10 protein-coding genes are annotated in these 17,441 nt (G+C 79.0%); 8 read left to right on the plus strand and 2 right to left on the minus strand.

Annotated elements, in window-relative coordinates; all coding sequences use genetic code 11:
- Nucleotides 1-43: 43 nt before the first annotated feature.
- From AMOR_RS08715 to AMOR_RS08730, 4 genes are read left to right on the plus strand one after another with little or no spacing between them, the layout of a single operon-like run.
- Nucleotides 44-10,843: a tetratricopeptide repeat protein gene (locus AMOR_RS08715; RefSeq protein WP_248360422.1), complete on the plus strand. Its 10,800-nt coding sequence runs from the start codon at nt 44-46 to the stop codon at nt 10,841-10,843.
- A 9-nt stretch (nt 10,844-10,852) separates the two neighbouring features.
- Nucleotides 10,853-11,395 carry a hypothetical protein gene (locus tag AMOR_RS08720; RefSeq protein WP_248360423.1) on the plus strand — a complete coding sequence of 181 codons (543 nt, stop codon included), beginning with the start codon at nt 10,853-10,855 and terminating at the stop codon, nt 11,393-11,395.
- Between the two features lie 14 nt (nt 11,396-11,409).
- The gene (queC, locus tag AMOR_RS08725) at nt 11,410-12,108 is read left to right on the plus strand and encodes a 7-cyano-7-deazaguanine synthase QueC (RefSeq protein ID WP_248360424.1); all 699 of its coding nucleotides are present in this window, start codon (nt 11,410-11,412) and stop codon (nt 12,106-12,108) included.
- A gap of 18 nt (nt 12,109-12,126) precedes the next feature.
- Complete coding sequence (locus AMOR_RS08730; protein WP_248360425.1) at nt 12,127-12,414, plus strand: polyhydroxyalkanoic acid system family protein; 288 nt, start codon at nt 12,127-12,129, stop codon at nt 12,412-12,414.
- 50 nt (nt 12,415-12,464) lie between these two features.
- Here AMOR_RS08730 and AMOR_RS08735 read toward each other — a convergent pair whose 3' ends face one another.
- Complete coding sequence (locus tag AMOR_RS08735; protein WP_248360426.1) at nt 12,465-12,728, minus strand: hypothetical protein; 264 nt, start codon at nt 12,726-12,728, stop codon at nt 12,465-12,467.
- A 264-nt stretch (nt 12,729-12,992) separates the two neighbouring features.
- Here AMOR_RS08735 and AMOR_RS08740 point away from each other — a divergent pair, with 264 nt between their 5' ends.
- From AMOR_RS08740 to AMOR_RS08755, 4 genes are all read left to right on the plus strand, one after another.
- Entirely contained in the window at nt 12,993-13,331 is a 339-nt protein-coding gene (locus AMOR_RS08740) for a hypothetical protein (protein WP_248360427.1), read from the plus strand.
- Between the two features lie 35 nt (nt 13,332-13,366).
- On the plus strand, nt 13,367-14,005 hold the full coding sequence (locus tag AMOR_RS08745) for a M15 family metallopeptidase (RefSeq protein WP_248360428.1): 639 nt from the start codon (nt 13,367-13,369) through the stop codon (nt 14,003-14,005).
- The gene (locus AMOR_RS08750) at nt 14,002-15,852 is read left to right on the plus strand and encodes a class I SAM-dependent methyltransferase (RefSeq protein ID WP_248360429.1); all 1,851 of its coding nucleotides are present in this window, start codon (nt 14,002-14,004) and stop codon (nt 15,850-15,852) included. The genes AMOR_RS08745 and AMOR_RS08750 overlap by 4 nt, the downstream gene beginning before the upstream one ends.
- A 160-nt stretch (nt 15,853-16,012) precedes the next feature.
- The gene (locus AMOR_RS08755; RefSeq protein WP_248360430.1) at nt 16,013-16,642 is read left to right on the plus strand and encodes an NADPH-dependent F420 reductase; all 630 of its coding nucleotides are present in this window, start codon (nt 16,013-16,015) and stop codon (nt 16,640-16,642) included.
- Nucleotides 16,643-16,666: 24 nt separating this feature from the next.
- On the opposite strand, the gene AMOR_RS08760 is transcribed toward AMOR_RS08755, so the two are convergent.
- The gene (locus tag AMOR_RS08760; RefSeq protein ID WP_248360431.1) at nt 16,667-17,440 is read right to left on the minus strand and encodes a 3-hydroxybutyrate dehydrogenase; all 774 of its coding nucleotides are present in this window, start codon (nt 17,438-17,440) and stop codon (nt 16,667-16,669) included.
- Between the last annotated feature and the right edge of the window lies 1 nt (nt 17,441).

Raw genomic sequence — 17,441 nt, forward strand, 5'->3', positions numbered from 1 at the left:
CGATTCGCGAACCCCTCGACCGTCCGGTAGAATTCGCCCTCGAATGGCGGAGGTGAACAAGACCGCCTCCGCCGGCGACCCCGGGAGGAGCGGGACGGGGTTCGAGCTCCGGCTCGAGCGCGGGGGCGCCGCCGTCCGGCTCGCCGCCCGCCCCATCGCCCCCGGGCTCGCCGTCGACGTCCTCACCCTGCAGATCCCCGACGTCCGGTTCCCGTTCGACGTCGGCCAGGGCGCCGCGCAGTTCCGCCACCGCCTGTCCGACCTCGTGGAGCTCCGGGTGAGCGCCGCGCCGGCGCTCGCCGAGGCCGCGGTCGCCGCCGCGCCGCTCGCCGCGCTCGGGCTGGCCGACGTCCGGATCGCGTTCCGGGACGGGTTCGCCGAGCTCGCCGGACGGATCGCGGCCGGACCGGTCTTCACGCTCAAGGCGGGCCTGCTCGCCGCCGGCGATCGCGGCGTCCGCCTGGCCTTCTTCGCGCCGCGCCTGTACGGGCCGGCGCCGCTCGCGTCCGCGGAGCTCCCTCACCTCGCGCTCCGCGCCCTCGCCGGGCTCGGAGACGCCGGGCTGCCGGAGGATCCGCTCTCGGCGCTGCTCCGTCGCGTCCTCGCGCCCCGGGGCTGGAAGCTCCCGCGCGTCGGCGGCGTCCGGCTCGCCCGCGCCGAGCTCGCCGGTGGCGTCGCCGCGCTGGCCTGGGACGGGAGCGGCGCCGCGCCCGCCGCGCTGTCCGTCGACCCCGAGCTCCTCGCCGCCGACGAGGGCGCGCGCGCCTTCGCCGTCGCCGAGGAGGCCATCGCGCGCGGCGACCCCGCCGCCGCGCGGGAGACGCTCCTCGCGGCGGGCACGGCCGCCGCGGTCCACCCGTTCGCCGCCGAGCGGCTGCTCTCGCTGCTCGTGCTCGACGAGGCGTTCCACGAGGAGGCCCTCGACCTCGCCGCCGACTGGCTCGGGCGGCGGCCGGGGTTCGCGCCCGCGCTCCTCGCCGAGGCACACGTCCGGCTCAGCCGCGGGGAGACCGGCCGCGCGGCGCGGGCGCTGTCGGAGCTCGCCGCGGGCGCCTCGGAGCGCGGGGAACCCTTCGCGGCGCTCGCCGCCGCCGACGCCGCGCTCGCGCTGCCCGGCGCCGGCCGCGAGGACGCGCTGCGCGCGGTGGACGTCGCGCTCGCGGTCCGGCGCGATCACGTGCCGGCGCTGCGGGCGCTCCGCGATCTCGCCGCGGCGGGCGGAGATCGCGAGGCGCTCCTGCGCGCCGACCGCCGGCTCGTCGCCTACGATCCCGACGACGCCGGGAAGGCCCGCGCCCACGCCGAGCTGGGCGAGCTGCTCCTCGCGTCGGACCCGGCCGCCGCGCGCCTCCACCTGGACCAGGCGCTGCGCCTCGCGCCGGAGGACCCCGCCGCGCTCGCGGCCCTCGCCCGAGCGTGCGCGGCCGCGGGCGAGGCGCTCCGGGCGGTGCGCGCGCTCGACCGGCTCCGCGCCGTGCACGCGGCGCGCGAGGAGCGGGGCCCCGCCGCGGCCGCCGCGGTCGAGGCGGGCGCGCTCTGGGAGGGGCCGCTCGGGAACCCCGAGAACGCCCTGCTCCGGTACCGCGAGGCGGCGGAGCTCGCGCCGTCCGCCGACGTCCACGCCCGCGCGGCGCGCGCGGCGGAGGCCGTCGGCCAGTGGGCCGAGGCGTCGGACCACCACGCGGCGGTGCTCGCGTCCCTCGACCTCCGCGCGCCCGGCGGGCCGGCGCTCGCGGTCCGGACGCGGGTCGCGCTCGCGGACGTGGCGGAGCGAAGGCTCGCGGATCCCGCCGCGGCCGCGGCGCACCTCGAGGCGGCGACGGCGCTCTCGCCGGACGCGGCGCTGCTCGCGCGCCTCGCCGGGCTCCTCCGCGGCCTCGCGCGCCCCGCGCCGCTCGCCGCCGCCCTCGACCGCCTCGCGCCGCTCGCCGCGTCGCCGGGCGAGCGCGCCGCGCTCCTCGCCGAGGCGGGCGAGGCACTTCTCGCGGCGGGCGCTCCCGCCGAGGCGGTCCAGCGCTTCACCGCCGCGCTCGCCCACGACCCGGCGTGCCGCCCCGCCCTCGCCGGCCTCGCCCGGCTCGCCGGTGATCGCGGCGACGTGCTCGCCGAGCGCGACGCGCTCGCGCGCCTCGCGGCGCTCGCGACGGACGCCGGGGACGTCGCCGTGCTCCACGACCGGCTCGCCGTCGCCGCCGCGCGGGCCGGCGATCTCCCCGCGGCGCTCGCCGCGGCGCGAGCGGCGCGGGAGGCCGCACCGAGCCCGGACCGGCTCGCGGCCGAGGTCCACCTCGCGCGCCGCGCCGGCGACGGCGCGCGGCTCGCCGCCGTGCTCGCCGACGCCGCCGAGGCGGCGGGCACCGCCGGCGACGCCTCCGGGGCCGCAGCCGCCTGGCTCGAGCGGGCCCGGCTCGTCGCGGCGTCCGATCCCGCCGCCGCGCTCGCCGCGCTCGCGGCCGCCCGCGCCGCCGCTCCGGGCGACGCCGCCGCGCTCCGGGCGCAGGCCGATCTCGCGGAGGAGGCCGGCGAGGCCCGCCTCGCCCTCGGCGCGCTGCGCGCGCTCCTCGCCGCGGGGGCGCCCGACGCCGCGGCGCTCGAGCTCCGCGCCGGCCGCGCCGCCCTCGCGACGGGCGAGCCCGGCGCCGCCTGCGAGCACGCGGAGCGTGCGCAGGCAGGCGGCGCCCCGGGCGCCGCCGCGCTGCTCGCGGAGGTGCTCGCGCAGACGCCCGCCGGCGATCCCGCGCGGCCGGCGCTGCTCGCCCGGGTCGGGCGCCACCTCGACGCCGGACGGCTCCTCGAGGCCGACGGCGATCTCGACGGCGCGCTCGCCGCGTACGACTGCGCCGCCGGCGATCCCGCGACCGCCGCCGATGCCCTGGAGCGCCTCGCGGACCTGCGGCTCTCGGGCGGCGACGCGGCAGGGGCCGCGCTCGCGCTCGTCCGGCTCGCGCGGCACCGGGGCGGCCGCGCGGGCGCCGTCCTCGCGCTCCGCGCCGATGCGCTCGATCCCGGCGCCGCCGGCCTCGACGCGGCCGTCGCCTGCGATCCCGCGTTCGCGCCCGCGCGCGCCCGTCGCGCCAGACGCGATGCCGCGCGTGACCCGGGCGCCGCGCTCGCGGACGCCGAGGCGGCCCTCTCGGGCGACGCGCTCGATCCCGCGGAGCGCCCCGCGCTGCTCGCGCTCGCGGCCGGCGCCGCCGCCGCGCTCGGCGACGGCGCACGCGCGCGGGCGCACCTCTCCGCCTACTGCGAGGCGGCGCCGGACGACCTCGCGGCGCTCGACCGGCTCGCGGCGCTCCACCGCCGCGCGGGCGACGCGGCCGCGCTCGCGGGCGTGCTCGCGCGGCTGATCACGCGCGCGCCCGGCGAGCTTGCGGGCGCGCTCCGGCTCGAGCTCTCCGACCTCCTCGCCGCGCGCGGGGACGTCGAGCCCGCCGCCGGCCTCGCGCGCGCCGCGCTCGCGGATCCCGGGACGGCGCTCGCCGCGACCCGCGCGCTCCTCGCGCCGCCGCGGTGCGCGGCGGTCGCCGCCCCCGAGCGCGCCGAGCTCCTCGGCCGCCTCGCGGCGGACTCCGCGATCCCGGACGGCGACGCCGCGACGGCGCTCGCGGAGCGGGCGAAGCTCCTCGCCGGGGCCGGCGACCTCGAGGGTGCGCTCGGCGCGCTCCGCGCCGCGGCGGCGCGCGCGCCCGAGGCGGACGACGCGCTCGAGCTCCGCGCCGAGCTCGCCGCGCGCGCGGGCGCCGGGACGGAGGCCGCGACGGCGCTCCTCGAGCGCGCGCGGCGCGCGGTCCAGTGGGAGGAGCCCGACGGACCCGAGCGGCTCGCCGCGGCCGCCCTCGCCGCGCACGCGGCGGAGCTGCCCGGCGCCGAGGAGGCGCTCCGGGAGGCGCGCGCGCTCGGGACGGGGAAGGAGGACGCCCGGGCCGTCGTCGCGGCCCTCGTCGCCCGTGCCCGCGCCCGCGCCGACGGCGCGGCCGAGCGCGAGCTCCTCCCCGAGCTGGTCCCGCTCCTCCCCACCGGGGAGCGACCCGCGGCGCTGCTCCGGCACGCCGCCCTCGCCCTCGCCGCCGGGGACGCGGCCGCGGCGCGGGCGAGCGCCGAGGAGGCGCGCGCCCTCGCGCCCCGCGATCCCGCTGCGGTCGAGGCGGCCCGGGCGGCCGCCGAGGCCATCGGCGACCTCGCCGCCGTCGCGGAGCGCCTGGAAGAGCTCGCGACGCTCGTGCCGGGGGACGCCGGGCGGCACCGCCTCGCCCGGGCGCGGCTCCTCGCGGCGCTCGGGGACGTGCCGGGCGCCGACCGCGCCTACGCCGCCGCGCTCGCGGCGCTCCCCCCGGATCGCGCCCTCGCCGACGCGCACGCGGCGCTCCGCCGGGCGCACCCGGCGCTCGGCGCCGCCGCCGCGCCGCTCGAGGCGTTCGCGACGCGCGCGCCCGACGTCCGCGCCGCCGCCCGGGCCCTGCGGACCGCCGCCGCGCTCGCCCTCGAGGCCGGCGATCCCGCGACGGCCCTCCGCTGCGCCCGGCGCGCCTACGTCCGGACGCAGGACGAGCTCGCGTTCGCGGGACCGCTCCTCGCGCGCCTCCTCTACCTCGGCGGCTCGTGCGCCGAGGCGCTCGTGCTGCACCGGCGGCTCCTCGAGGCTGGCCTCGACGCGCTCGCCCCGGAGGACGCGCTCGCCGTCGCCCGGCAGCTCGCCGAGCTCGCCGCCGACGCGGGCGAGCACGACCTCGCGCGGGCCGCCCTCGACGAGGTCCTCTCCCGGCGCCCGCAGGACCTCGACGCCGCGCGGGCCCGCTTCGCGCTCGAGCCGGACCGGCGCATGGCCGTCGAGGCCCTCGCCGCCGCGGTGGAGGCGTCACGCTCCGCGACCGCGCGCGCCGGCGCGCTCGGCGCCGCCGCGGCGGAGGCGATGGGCGCGCTCCGGGACCGGGCGCTCGGGGAGGAGCTCTTCGGGCGCGCCCGCGCCGCCGCGGAGGGCGACCCGCGCCGGCTCGCGGCGCTCGCCCGCGATCGCGCCGCAGCGCTCGAGGCGCTCGACGGCCCGCGCGGCCCCGCCGTCGTCGAGGCGCTCGCCGAGGCCGCGGCGCTCGCGCAGGACGCCGGAGACCGCGCCGCCGCCCGCGCGCTGTACGCGGACGCCGCTGCGCGCGCGCGGGAGACCGCGCCCGTCGAGGCGGCCCGCCTGCTGCTGCAGGTCGACGCCCTCGCCGCCGCGGACGGCGACTTCGCCGCCGCGGCGGCCTATGCCCGCGCGGCAGGGACGCTGCTCCTCCGCGCCGGCGATCTCGAGGGCGCCGCCGAGGCGCTGAGCCGCGCCGCGGCGACGGATCCGTCCGGCGTCGAGGCCTCGCGGCTCCTCGAGGAGGTCGCGCGCGCCCAGGGCGCGGCCGGCGCGCCGCTCCTCGCGAGCCTGCTCGAGGAGCGCGTCGAGCGCGCCGCGCCAGGCGCGGACCGGGCCGATGCGCTGGTCGCGCTCGCCGACGCGCGCGACGCCGCCGGTGCGCCCGCCAAGGCCGAGCAGGCGCTCCGGGCGGCGCTCGCGGACGCCCCGGGCCACGCCGGCGCCGAGGCGCGGCTCCTCGCGCGGCTCGCCGCCGAGGGCCGGGCGGTCGAGCGCGCGCGTCTCCTCCTCGCGCGCGCCGCGCGCCTCGCCGACCCCGCGGCTCGTGCCCCGCTGCGGACCGAGGCGGCGAGGGTGCTCGAGGGCTCCGGCGACGCGGGGGACCTCGCCATGGCGGCGGAGGCCCGGATCGCGGCAGCCGCGGACCGGCCCGGCGATCTCGTCCTCGATCGCGCCGCCGCGGACCTGCTCCTCCGGCTCGGGCGCGCCGAGGACGCCATCCCCCACCTCGCCGCCCTCGTCCGCGCCGATCCCTCCGACGAGACCACGGCGCGGGCGCTCGCGGACGCGCTGGCGGACCGGCACTCCGAGCGCGCCGCGCTGCTGCTCTCGCGAGCGGAGCGCGCGGCGGGCGGGGAGCGCGCGACCCTGCTCCGCGACGCCGCCACGGCGTTCCTCGCCGCCGGCGACGACGCCGGCGCGCGCGCCGCCCTCCGCGACGCGTTCGACGGCTGCCCCGCCGACGACGCCGCCTTCGTGGCCGCGCTCGGCGACGGCGCGGCCGACCCGGAGCGGCTCGACGCCGTGCTCGCGGCGCGCGCGGGCGCGGTCCCGGCCGAGGCGGTGCGCTGCCATCGTGCCCGCGCCGACGCGCTCGTCGCGTTCGGGGAGCCGGATCGCGCGATCGAGGCCTACCGCGTCTGCGTCGAGCTCGCGCCCCACGACCCGTCGGCGCTCGCGGCGCTGGCCGGGTGCCTCGCCGACGCGGGGCGCGACTGGGAGGCCGCCGAGGTCGACGCGCGGATCCTCACGATGGCTGCGATCGCTGGCGCGGTGCCGGCGGCGTGCGAGGCCCCGAGCCGCTACCGCGCCGGGCTCGCCGCGTGGCGCGCGGGCAACGTCGCCGCGGTCGTGCACCTGGACCGGGCGCTCGCGCTGGCGCCGGAAGACCCGCGCGCGCCTCTCGCGCGCGAGGCGGTCGCGGGGGGCGAGGGGGCGGCGGAGAGCGGCATCGCTGCGGCGGTCGCTGCAGCGAGCGAGGGGGAGAGCACGAACGAGGCGGAGAGCGCGAGCGCGGCCGCCAGCGGAACCGAGGGCGCGAGCGGCACTGCGACGGCGAGCTGGATCGCGAACGCGAGCGCGAGCGGGACTCTGGATACGAGCGCGGCTGCGCTTGTGAGCGGGACCGCGGGCGCGGGCGCGAGCAGGGCTCTGGATACGAGCGCGACTGCGCTTGCGAGCGGGACCGCGGGCGCGAGCGAGATTGCGGATGCGACCGGGGCCGCGGACGCGACTCGGATTGCGGATGCGACCGGGATTGCGGACGCGAGCGGACTTGCGGACGGGGCCGCGGACGGGACCGTGGACGGGACCGGGCTTGTCGGCGCGAGCGGGACTGCAGATGCGGCCGGGATCGGTGCGACCGGGATTGCGGACGCGAGCGGGTTTGCCGACGGGACGGGGTTTGCGGACGGGACCGGGGCTGCGGACGGGACGGGGTTTGCGGACGGGACCGGGGCTGCGGACGGGACCGGGTTTGCGGACGGGACCGGGTTTGCGGACGGGACCGGGTTTGCGGACGCGAGCGGACTTGCGGACGCGACCGGGTTTGCGGACGGGACCGGGTTTGCGGACGGGACCGGGTTTGCGGACGGGACCGGGTTTGCCGACGGGACCGGGTTTGCGGACGCGACCGGGGTTGCCGACGGGACCGGGTTTGCGGACGCGACCGGGGTTGCCGACGGGACCGGGTTTGCGGACGCGACCCGGTTTGCGGACGGGACCGGGGCTGTGGACGCGACCGGGCTTGCGGATACGGCCGGGATTGCGGACGCGACCGGGATTGTCGGCGCGACGGGCATTGCGGACACGAGCGGCGTGGTCCAAGCGGAACCTCCCTCTCCCCCCGCGCCAGCGGGGGGAGAGGGCCGGGGTGAGGGGGGCCGCCGGCCGCCTGCGGACCGGGAATGGGGCGCGGAGTCGGACGACGCCGCGATCGCCACCGCGACAAGCCCGGGAAGCGGGCCAGGGTCCACGGGCCACGGGACGCGGGGCACGGGCACGGAGTGGCCGGGCACGTTGACGGGCACGGGCACGGGGACGAGCCCGACGGAGCTCGAGCAAACGGCCGCCCCGCTCACGCCCTACGCACTCCGCGAGCTCGCCCGCGCGGCCGCCGAGCGCGCCTTCTCCACCGACGACCTCTCCGCCCGCGCCGACGCGCTCGTCGAGGCGGCCGACGCGCTCGAGCGGGCCGGCGCCGACCCGGACGAGCTCCGCGCCGTCCTCGAGCTCGCCTGCGACGCGGATCCGGACGCCGCCGAGCCGTGGCGGACGCGGGCGCGGCTCGAGTCCGCCGCCGGAGACGCGGCGGCGGCGGCCCGCGCCCACCTCGCCGTCTCGATCCGGACCTCCGGGGACGAGGCGGCTCGCGCCGCGCTCGAGGCCGCGCGCCTCTTCGATGCCGCCGGCCGGCACGGGGACGCCGCCCGCGCGTACCGCGTCGCGGTGCACGCGCGCCCCGGCTGCGTGCCGGCGCGCGCCGTCCTCGCGGAGGAGGCGCTCGCGGCAGGCGATGCGGAGCTTGCCGCGCAGCACCTCGAGGCCATCCACGCCGACGAGCTCGCGCCGGAGGACCGGGCCGCTCACGCGCGGAAGCTCGCCCGGGCGCTCGAGGGGGGCGGGCGGCCCGCCGACGCGGAGGCGGTCTGGACCGCGGTGCTGCGAGGCGAGCCGCGCGACCTCGAGGCATTCGAGCAGGCGGCCGGGCTCGCCATCGCCCGCGGCGCGGTCGAGACCTGGGTCGACCTCTCTTCCGCGCGCGAGCAGGCGCTCGGGGCCGCCGGCGACGACGCGGGCCGGCGCGATCTCCTCCACGCCCGCGGGGCCCTGCTCGCCGAGCACGGCCGGCCCGAGGCCGCCCGCGACGCGTTCCTCGCCGCTCTCGAGCTGGATCCCGCTCACGCGCCCTCGGCGGAAGCCCTCGCCGACCTGGACCAGCGCGAGGGCGGGTGGACCGCGACCGCAGCGGCGCTCCTCGCGGAGGCGGAGCGCGCCACCGACCCGGCCGACGCCGCCGCGATCCATCTCCTCCGCGCGCGGGTCCTGCACGAGCGGCTCGGGGACGACGTCGGCGCCGCCATCGCGCTCGACCACGCGCGCGCCCGCGCGCGAGAGAGCGACGCGCCCGAGGCCCGCCGCGTCGTCGAGGACGCGGAGGCGCTCGAGGCAGCCCTCCTCGGCACCGCGGCACCGGGGGCCGTCGCGCCGGGCGCCGTGGCCGGGACCGACGACGAGGACGCGGACTCGACGCCGGGCGCGGACCTCGTCGCGGACGTGCTCCGCGGTCAGGCCGAGGCCGCGAGCGGCTTCGAGCGCGCCGAGCTGTACGAGCGGCTCGCCGGCCACCTCGAGCGCAGCGGAGACCGCGGCGGCGCCGCGGACGCGCTCCTCGACGCGCTCGACGCGGATCCCGAGCGCGACCTCACCTGGTCGTGGCTCCTCGGGCTCGCCGAGGGCGACGCCGCGCGAGTCGCCCGCGCCGATGCGCTCCGGGCACGGCTCGTCCGGCCGGGATTCGCGGAACCCGCGGCACACGACGGGGCCTTCGAGCAGCAGCCCGCGGGCGAGACGGGGGGAACCGCGACGCCCGGCGACGACGCGAACGCGAGCCGAGGCGAGGACGGGACGGGCGACGCGACGGCGAGCGCGACCGACCTCGGCCCGCCCGACGTCCTCCCTCCGCCTCTCTCCCTCGAGGAAGCGGGCCCCGCAGCGGGCGAGGCGCCCGTCCTGGCCGACGCCGCCGAGCCCGCTGCGCAGTCGCTCCCGCCGGTCGAGCTCGAGAGCGCTCCCGCGACCTCGGAGGCGTCGCCTCCAGAGCCCGGCGTCGACGCCGCCGCCCTCGGCCGGACGCACATGCGCGCCGGCGAGTGGGAGGATGCGCGCCGGTGGCTGTCCCGAGCCCTCGCGCGCGAGCCGTCGGACCTCACCATCGCGCGCGACCTGTCCCGCATCGCCGAGAAGCTCGGGCGCTTCGACGAGTACGTGCAGCTCGGCGAGGTCTGCGCCGACGCGATCGCAGCCTACGATCCGCTCGCCGCCGCCGCCCGGTTCCGGCACTTCGCCGAGGTCCTCACGGTGAAGCTCGGGCGGACCGAGCAGGCGGTCGTCATGCTCGAGAAGGCGCTCGCGCTCGTGCCCGACGATCCCGACGCGCGACGGGCGCTCGTCACCGCGTGGGGCGAGCGGCCGGAGACCGCGCCGCGGGCGCTCGAGGCGTGGCTCGACCTCGCCCGGCAGGACCCGTCGGACGGCGCCGCGCTCGCGGCCGTCGCGTCGTCGTGCGAGGCCGTCGCGCGCGCCGCCGCGGCGTCCGACGTGGCGCGCCTCGCCGAGCGGGCGCGCCTCGCGGCGTCGCTCGCCGCGTTCGCCGGTCCTCCGCACGCGCCGCCGGCGCCGGCGCGCCTCGCGCTCCGGATCCCGCCCGAGCTGCGCGACCGGGTCGCTGCACCCGGCGCGACCGGCGCCGTGGCGCGGCTCCTCACCTTGCTCGCGCCGTGGCTCGAGCCGCTCTTCCCCGCCGACCTCGCCCGCCGCGGCGCGTCCGCGGCCGACCGCCTCGTCGCGCCGCGCGCACCGGCGCTCCGGGCGGCGCTCGAGGACGCGGCCACCGCGCTCGGCACGCGGCCGCACGCCGTGTTCCTGACCGGCCGGCCCGGCGTCGAGATCGCCGTGGAGAACACGCAGCCGGCGGCGGCCGTCCTCTCGGAGGGCGTCGCGGCGCTTCCCGCCGCCGCCCTCCCGTTCGTGGCGGCGCGCACCCTCGACCTCGTCGAGCACGGCTGGGCGCTGATCGGGAAGTTCGCGCCGCGCGACGTCGGGATCCTGCTCGAGCTCGCCTGCCGCTTCGCGGGAGGCGCGCCGCCTTCGTTCGGGCTCCCGGCGCAGCGGGCGGGCGCCTTCGTCGCGGCGCTCGAGGCGAAGGTCCCGACGGCGATCCGCGAGGACGCGAGCCGCCTCGGCGCGGCCGCGGCCGCGGAGCTCGCGTCGGTGGACCCGCGCGCGCTCGCCGCCTCCCTGCGCCGGACGGCGAACCGGGTCGCGCTGCTGTACGCCGGAGATCCGGGGGAGGCGCTCCGGGCGCTGTCGCGGCTCGACCGGCGGGTCGAGGCGGGGGCGCTCGAGCCGGCGCAGGCGCTCGCCCTCCCCGACCTCCGCGACGTCGCGCTGTTCGCGCTCTCGGATCCGTTCCTCGAGCTGCGGCTCGCGGTGCTAGGCTGACGCCCCTCGATGCGCCGCCACCCCGCCCCCGTCATCGCGCTCGCCGCGCTCGCCGCCCTGCTCGGCGCCGGGTGCGGCAGCTCGCGCTCGGACGCGTGTCCCGGCGAGACGATCGGCGCGTTCGCGCTCTCGGGGACCCGCAACCTGGCGCCGGACCCCGAGGCTCCCGCCATCCCGGCCTGTCCCGCCGAGACCGGCTACGGAGACGCGCCCATCAGCTTCTTCGGGACGCTCTCGTCGGATTCCGAGACGTCCGGCGCCGCCTTCTGCTCCGGGCGGCCCCTCGCGGCGACGCTGTTCGGGCAGCGCTCGGGCGACGCCGTGGACGTCGAGGCGACGACGCGAGGCGCGGTGCTCGGCGGCTGCGGCCCGACCTGCTCGGCGGAGCTGACGGTGATCCTCCGCGGGACCGTGCTCCGCGACGGCGGCGGCGTGGCGACGGGCTTCGCCGGGACCTACATCGAGCGGATGTCGCGACACGAGGGCGATTGCGGGGCGTGCCCGCTCCCCTGCGACGCGCGGTACGACGTGACCGGCGCGCTGGCGCCGTAGACGGAGGACGACGGATGGCCAGGGTGAAGCGCGCGGTGGTGCTCCTGTCGGGCGGGCTCGACTCGACGACCTGCCTCGCGGTCGCGCGCGCGGAGGGCTTCGAGGCGCACTGTCTGTCGGTCGACTACGGCCAGCGGCACCGGCACGAGCTCGCCCGCGCGCGGCGCGTCGCGGCCGCGCTCGGGGCGGCCGCCCACCGCGTCGTGAAGGTGGATCTCTCCGCCTTCGGCGGCTCGGCCCTGACCGATGCGCGGATCGCCGTCCCGAAGGACCGGAGCGAGAAGCGCATGTCCCGCGACATCCCGGTGACCTACGTGCCGGCGCGGAACACCGTGATGCTCGCCCTCTCGCTCGCGCACGCGGAGACCATCGGCGCCGAGGACGTCTTCGTCGGCGTGAACGCGATCGACTACTCCGGGTACCCGGATTGCCGGCCGGCGTTCCTGCGCGCGTTCGAGAAGCTCGCGAAGGTCGCGACGAAGGCGGGCGTCGAGGGGCGGCCGCTGCGGATCCGCGCCCCTCTCCTGAAGCTCTCGAAGGCGGGGATCATCCGGCTCGGCTCGGCGCTGGGGGTCCCCTACCGGATGACGATGTCCTGCTACGACCCCGTCCGCGGACGCGCGTGCGGCCGGTGCGATGCGTGCCGGCTGCGCCGAAAGGGATTTGCCGAGGCGGGGGTGCCCGATCCAACTCTCTACGCGAAGCAGCCCTGAACCAGGAGCGCACATCGGATGCCGCAGATCACGAGGAAGTATCCCGGGAAGAAGGCCGCCGAGATCTACGAGAAGGTCGACGAGGTCATGGAGCGCATCGCCCAGAAGATGTCGCTCGACTACGAGAAGGATCTCGACGCGAAGACCGGGAAGGTCTCGAAGATGGGCGTCAGCGGCGCCTACGCGGTGAAGGACGAGCAGGTCACCATCGACCTCAAGTTCCCGATGCTCGTGCCCGGCTCGATGCGCCAGAAGGTGCAGGAGGACATCGAGCGGAAGCTGGACGGGCTGTTCGGCCAGTCCTGAGTGACTGGATCGCGACCCGGCAGGGCCTGGATCCGGGCAGCGAGGGCGGCCTAGTCCAGCGGCACCACGATGGCGCCCGCGCGCTCGTTCATCCGCTCGACCGCCGCGTAGATCGCCTGCAGGGGGGAATCTCCCGAGCCCGTCACGGACTTGAGAGCCGTCCGGCGCTTCTTCGCCGAGGGTCCCGCAACGATCCGGGCGCCCGCCCGCCCGTTCAGCGCGTCCGGCCATACCCGAACCTGCATCCCGGCGCGGTATAGCGCGAGCAAGACTCGCCCCATCTCTGCGGCGACGCGTTCGTCGGCGTAGGTCATCTCTGATTCCGTCGTGCGGTGCGACCGCTCGGATCGGCGTCGCGGCATGCACGCCATCCTCTCGCAGTTCCTCGAGAGCGCTCGCATCCTAGCCGGGGCGTCTGACTCCGCCAGTTTCCGTCCCGGCTGCTGCGCCCGCTCGCTCGCCCGGATCGCGTCCGGCCAGGCAGGCCGAGCGATCGCTCTCGCGGGCACCACCCGGCCAGGGGCCAGCGCGAGCCCTCCCCTTGCGGCCTCCGAAACCCCGACTAGGTTTGGAGGTGCATGTACGCGCGCTGGGGGAGCTTCGCGGTCGGGCTGGGGCTCGTCCTCGCCCCGCTGGTGCTCGGCTACGGCGCCGTGGAGCCGATCCTCCACCACGTCGCGGTCGGGCTCCTCGTGTGCATCGCGACGCTCGCCGCGCTCGAGTGGCCGCCGGCGCGGTTCGCGCTCGCCCTGCCTGCGCTGTGGCTCGTGTGGAGCGCGCGGTCGACCAGCGATCGTTCCGCGGCCGTGGTCGAGATCGCGAGCGGCGTGCTCCTCGTCGTGCTCGCGCTGTTCCCGAGCGCGCGGTTCGACCGCGCCGCCGCCGAGCGCGAGCATCGGGCCGGTGCGCGGGCCTGATCGCCTCGCGGATCCCGGTCGCGTATGATCGACGCGTGACCGCGCTCGCCGCGCTCCTGCCACTGCTCGTCACCGCCGCCCCGACCGCGCGCGGCGCCGCGCTCGTGGACGTCTCGGCGCTGGTGCCGGACGCGGTCGTCGATCTCCGGTACGCGACGGCGGCGAACTTCCTGGGCCGCGCGGTCTATCCGCCGGACGCGCGCTGCCTGGTCCGGGCCGACGTCGCCGCGCGGCTCGCGCGCGCCGCGGAGCGCCTGCGCACGCGCGACCTTCGACTCCGGCTGTACGACTGTTACCGGCCGCTCGCCGTCCAGCGGGAGATGTGGCGACTCGTTCCGCGTCGGGGCTGGGTCGCGGATCCGCGCCACGGCTCGAACCACAACCGCGCGGCGGCCGTCGACGTCGGACTCTCCACCGCGGACGGCCGCGAGGCCGAGCTGCCGACCGCGTTCGACGCTTTCGAGCCGCGCGCTCGCGCCGACGCGGCGGCCGGGATCCCCAGCGTCGCACGCGTGAACCGTGACCTGCTTCGCGCCGCGATGGAGGCGGAGGGGTTCCGCGTGAACCGCGCGGAGTGGTGGCACTTCGACGCACCGGAGGCGCGCGGCGCGCCCATCCTGGACGTGCCGCTCGCGCCCGCCGCCCTCGCGGGGAGCCCGCCGCCGCGCCCGTGACCAGGCTCGACCCGCTCGATCGCGCGCTCGCCGCGCTCGCCCCGCTCCCGCCGGCGGCGCAGCTCGCCGAGGCGGCGCGCTGGCTCGCGGGCGGTGCGAGCCCGGCGCTCGCTCACGTCCGTCGCGGGTCCGAGCGCGCGCCCGCGGCGGACGCGGTCGACGGCGCGCTGCTCGAGGCGATCTGCGCGCGCGCCCTCTCCGGCGCGCGCGGCGCCGTGTTCACGCCCGCGGCGGAGGCCCGGATCCTCGCCGCGTTCGGCCTCGCCCACGCGGCGTCCGTCCGCGGCGGACCGCCCGCGGCGGAGGCGCTCGCCGCGCTGCTCGCGGGCGTACGCCTCCCCGCCCTCGCACGGGCCCTCGACGGCATCGCGGTGCTCGACCCCGCCTGCGGCGGCGGCGCGCTCCTCGCCGCTGCGGGGCGACTCGCGTCGCCGCAACGCGCGCGGCTCCGGGTGGACGGCATCGACGTCGCGCCGCTCGCTGCCGACGCCGCCCGCACCCGCCTCGCGCTCCTCGGGTTGGAGGCGACGATCGTCTGCGCCGACGCGCTTCGCACGGAGTGGCCGGCGGCCGACCTCGTGCTCGCGAACCCGCCGTTCCTGCGACACGAGGCGGTCCCGCCGGACGAGAAGGCCGCCGCAGCGGCCGCGAGCGGCCTCTCGCGTCAGGCGGACCTCTCGGCGCACTTCGCGGCCCTCGCGCTCCGCCGCGCGCCGGTCGCGGCGCTGGTCTGGCCGCGCGCGCTCGACGTGTCGCGGTCCGCGGCGCCGGTGCTCGCCGATGCGCGCGCCCGGGGCGGCTTCGTCCTGCGGCTCCGATCCCGTTCGGCCGGGAGCTTCGCCGCGTCCGTCGACACGGCGCTCGCGGTCTGGGCCGAGGGGGCGCGCGACGCGGCGGCGGTGGAGGCGTCGGCCCCGCTGTCGGACCTCGCGGACGCGGAGCTGGCGGCGCTCGCCCGCGGCGCGGGCGGGCCGCGGATCCGGCGGAGCACGCGGGCGGCGGCGGCACCCCGCGGCGCGGTCACCGTCGCGGACGTCTGCGCGGTCCGCTTCGGGACGAAGAGCGGATGCAACGCGTTCTTCCACCTCGCGCCCACGGGGGGCGGACGCTTCGCCTCGGCCCTCGCCGGCGACGTCGCCCTCGGGCCGACCGACGTCGTCCCGCTGCTCGCGAGCCTCAAGGAGGCGCGCGCGCCCGAGGACGCGGCGCCGGCCCGGGTGCTGTTCCGCCCGGCGCGCGAGAGCGCGACGGCGATCCGGTACGTCGCGATGGGCGAGGCGCTCGGGGTCCACCGCCGGCCGACGTGCGCGGGACGCGCACCCTGGTGGCGCCTCGCGCCCGGCCGCGGACCGGCGCCGGTGCTCTACCCCGCGAAGCTCGGCGCGCGCGCGTTCGCGTTCCTGAACGAGGCGGGACTCTGGGAGGACAAGAAGTGGCACGCGCTCTTCCCGGCCGGCGCGGTGCCCGCATGGCAGCTCGCGGTCGTGCTCTCCGCGACGCCCGTCCGGCTCGCGATCGACGAGGGCGCACGGCAGCTCACCGGAGCGCAGGCGATCGCGGACGTGGACTGCCGCGTCCTGGCAGCGGCACCCTTCCCCCGGCCCGCCGCGCTCGCCGCCGTCGCGGCGCCGCTCACCGCGCTGAGGGCGGCGCTCGCGCGCGACCCGGTCACGACCGATCTCCGGGCGATGCTCGCCCGGCCAGCGCAGCGAGAGCTCGATCTCGTCGTGGGGAGGGCGCTCGGATTCACCGCGAGCGACGTCGAGCGCGGCCGCCGGACCCTCGTCGCGCGCGTGGAGGCGCGGCTCGAGCACGCGGCGGCGATCCGCGAGAAGCTCGCGGGGTAGTCGGGGGCATCCGAGCTTCCCCCCGATCCACGCGGCTCCTCCGGGGTGCCGGCCGGTCGCTCGCACGCCCCCTCGCCGGCTGGGGCCACCCTCACTGGGAGCGAAGGGTCGCCGAACCGGCGTGGCTGGCCAGGGTCTCCCGCGGTTAGATGGAGACGACATGAAGATCGGGATCATCGGCGCGGGGCACATCGGCGGCACGGCGGCGCGGCTCTTCGTCGAAGCTGGGCATGAGGTCTCGGTGAGCAACTCACGGGGCCCGGACTCGCTGCGCGATCTCGCGGCCGCACTCGGGTCGAAGGCGCACGCCGCCACCGTGGATGACGCGGCGGCTTTCGGGGAGGTGATCCTGCTCGCGACGCCCTGGAGGAAGCCCGAGGCGCTCCCGTCGCCGGCGCGCGTCGCGGGGAAGGTCGTCATCGACGCGATGAACCCGTACACGGCGACGGGTGGCCTCCAGGACCTTGGCACATCGACGTCGAGCGAGGAGACCGCGAAACGACTCCCCGGTGCCCGTCTCGTGAAGGCGTTCAATACCATCTACTTCGAGCACCTCGCGACACGCGGGCGGCGCGACCTCCCCGTCGAGGAGCGCCACGCGATCTTCGTCGCCGGGGACGACGCCGCCGCGAAGCGGGTGGTCGAGACGCTCATCGAGCAGATCGGGTTCGCCCCGGTGGACACGGGCTCGCTCCGGGAGGGCGGGCAGCGACAGCAGCCGGGTACGGCCATCTACAATCGTCCCATGACTGGCGCGGAGGCCCGCGCAGCGCTCGCGCGCGGCGGTTGACGTCGGGCGCGAGCCGGCGCGGAGCTACTGCGCGGTGTACCCGCCGTCGATCACGGCGGCCTGCCCAGTGATCCCGCCGGCTTGCTCGCCGACGAGGAAGAGCGCGTACTGCGCGATCTCGTCGACCGACAGCAACCGCCGCATCGGCACGAGGGGATAGATGACGTCCTCGAGCACCCGCTCGATCGGCACGCCGCGCGTGCGGGACAGGTCCCCGAGCTGGTTGCGGACGAGCGGCGTGTCCACGTACCCGGGGCAGAGCGCGTTCACGGTGATGCCGTGCGGCGCGCCCTCGAGCGCGGCGACCTTGGTCAGCCCGATGAGCCCGTGCTTCGCGCTGTTGTAGGCGGCCTTCCCGGCGAAGCCCACGAGGCCGTTGATCGACGCCATGTTCAGGATCCGGCCGTAGCGCTGCCGCTTCATCGCCGGGAACACGTGCTTCGTCGCGACGAACGGCGCGACCAGCATCACCTTGACCAGGAGCTCGAACCGCTCCGTCGGGAACTCCTCGATGGGCGCGACGTGCTGCAGCCCCGCGTTGTTCACGAGGACGTCGAGACGCCCGAACGCCGCCGTCGCGCGGTCGAGCGCACCCGTGAGCTCCGCCTCGCGGGTCACGTCGCAGGCGAGGCCGACCGCTCGGTCGCCGAGCGCCGCCGCCGCTCGCTCGGCCGCCGCGCCGTCCTTGTCCGCGATCGCGACCTGCGCGCCCTCGCGGGCGAGCACCTCCGCGATCCGGAGCCCGATCCCGCCGCCGCCGCCCGTCACGAACGCGGCGCGTCCCGTGAGCAGTCCCATG

The sequence above is a fragment of the Anaeromyxobacter oryzae genome (assembly GCF_023169945.1).
Classification (GTDB): domain Bacteria; phylum Myxococcota; class Myxococcia; order Myxococcales; family Anaeromyxobacteraceae; genus Anaeromyxobacter; species Anaeromyxobacter oryzae.

What these genes read in the sequence shown, in the direction of transcription:
- AMOR_RS08715 (WP_248360422.1), top strand. Translation starts at nt 44, where the DNA reads ATGGCGGAGGTGAACAAGACCGCCTCCGCCGGCGACCCCGGGAGGAGC.
- AMOR_RS08720 (WP_248360423.1), top strand. Translation starts at nt 10,853, where the DNA reads ATGCGCCGCCACCCCGCCCCCGTCATCGCGCTCGCCGCGCTCGCCGCC.
- queC (WP_248360424.1), top strand. Translation starts at nt 11,410, where the DNA reads ATGGCCAGGGTGAAGCGCGCGGTGGTGCTCCTGTCGGGCGGGCTCGAC.
- AMOR_RS08730 (WP_248360425.1), top strand. Translation starts at nt 12,127, where the DNA reads ATGCCGCAGATCACGAGGAAGTATCCCGGGAAGAAGGCCGCCGAGATC.
- AMOR_RS08735 (WP_248360426.1), bottom strand. Translation starts at nt 12,728, where the DNA reads ATGACCTACGCCGACGAACGCGTCGCCGCAGAGATGGGGCGAGTCTTG.
- AMOR_RS08740 (WP_248360427.1), top strand. Translation starts at nt 12,993, where the DNA reads ATGTACGCGCGCTGGGGGAGCTTCGCGGTCGGGCTGGGGCTCGTCCTC.
- AMOR_RS08755 (WP_248360430.1), top strand. Translation starts at nt 16,013, where the DNA reads ATGAAGATCGGGATCATCGGCGCGGGGCACATCGGCGGCACGGCGGCG.
- AMOR_RS08760 (WP_248360431.1), bottom strand. Translation starts at nt 17,440, where the DNA reads ATGGGACTGCTCACGGGACGCGCCGCGTTCGTGACGGGCGGCGGCGGC.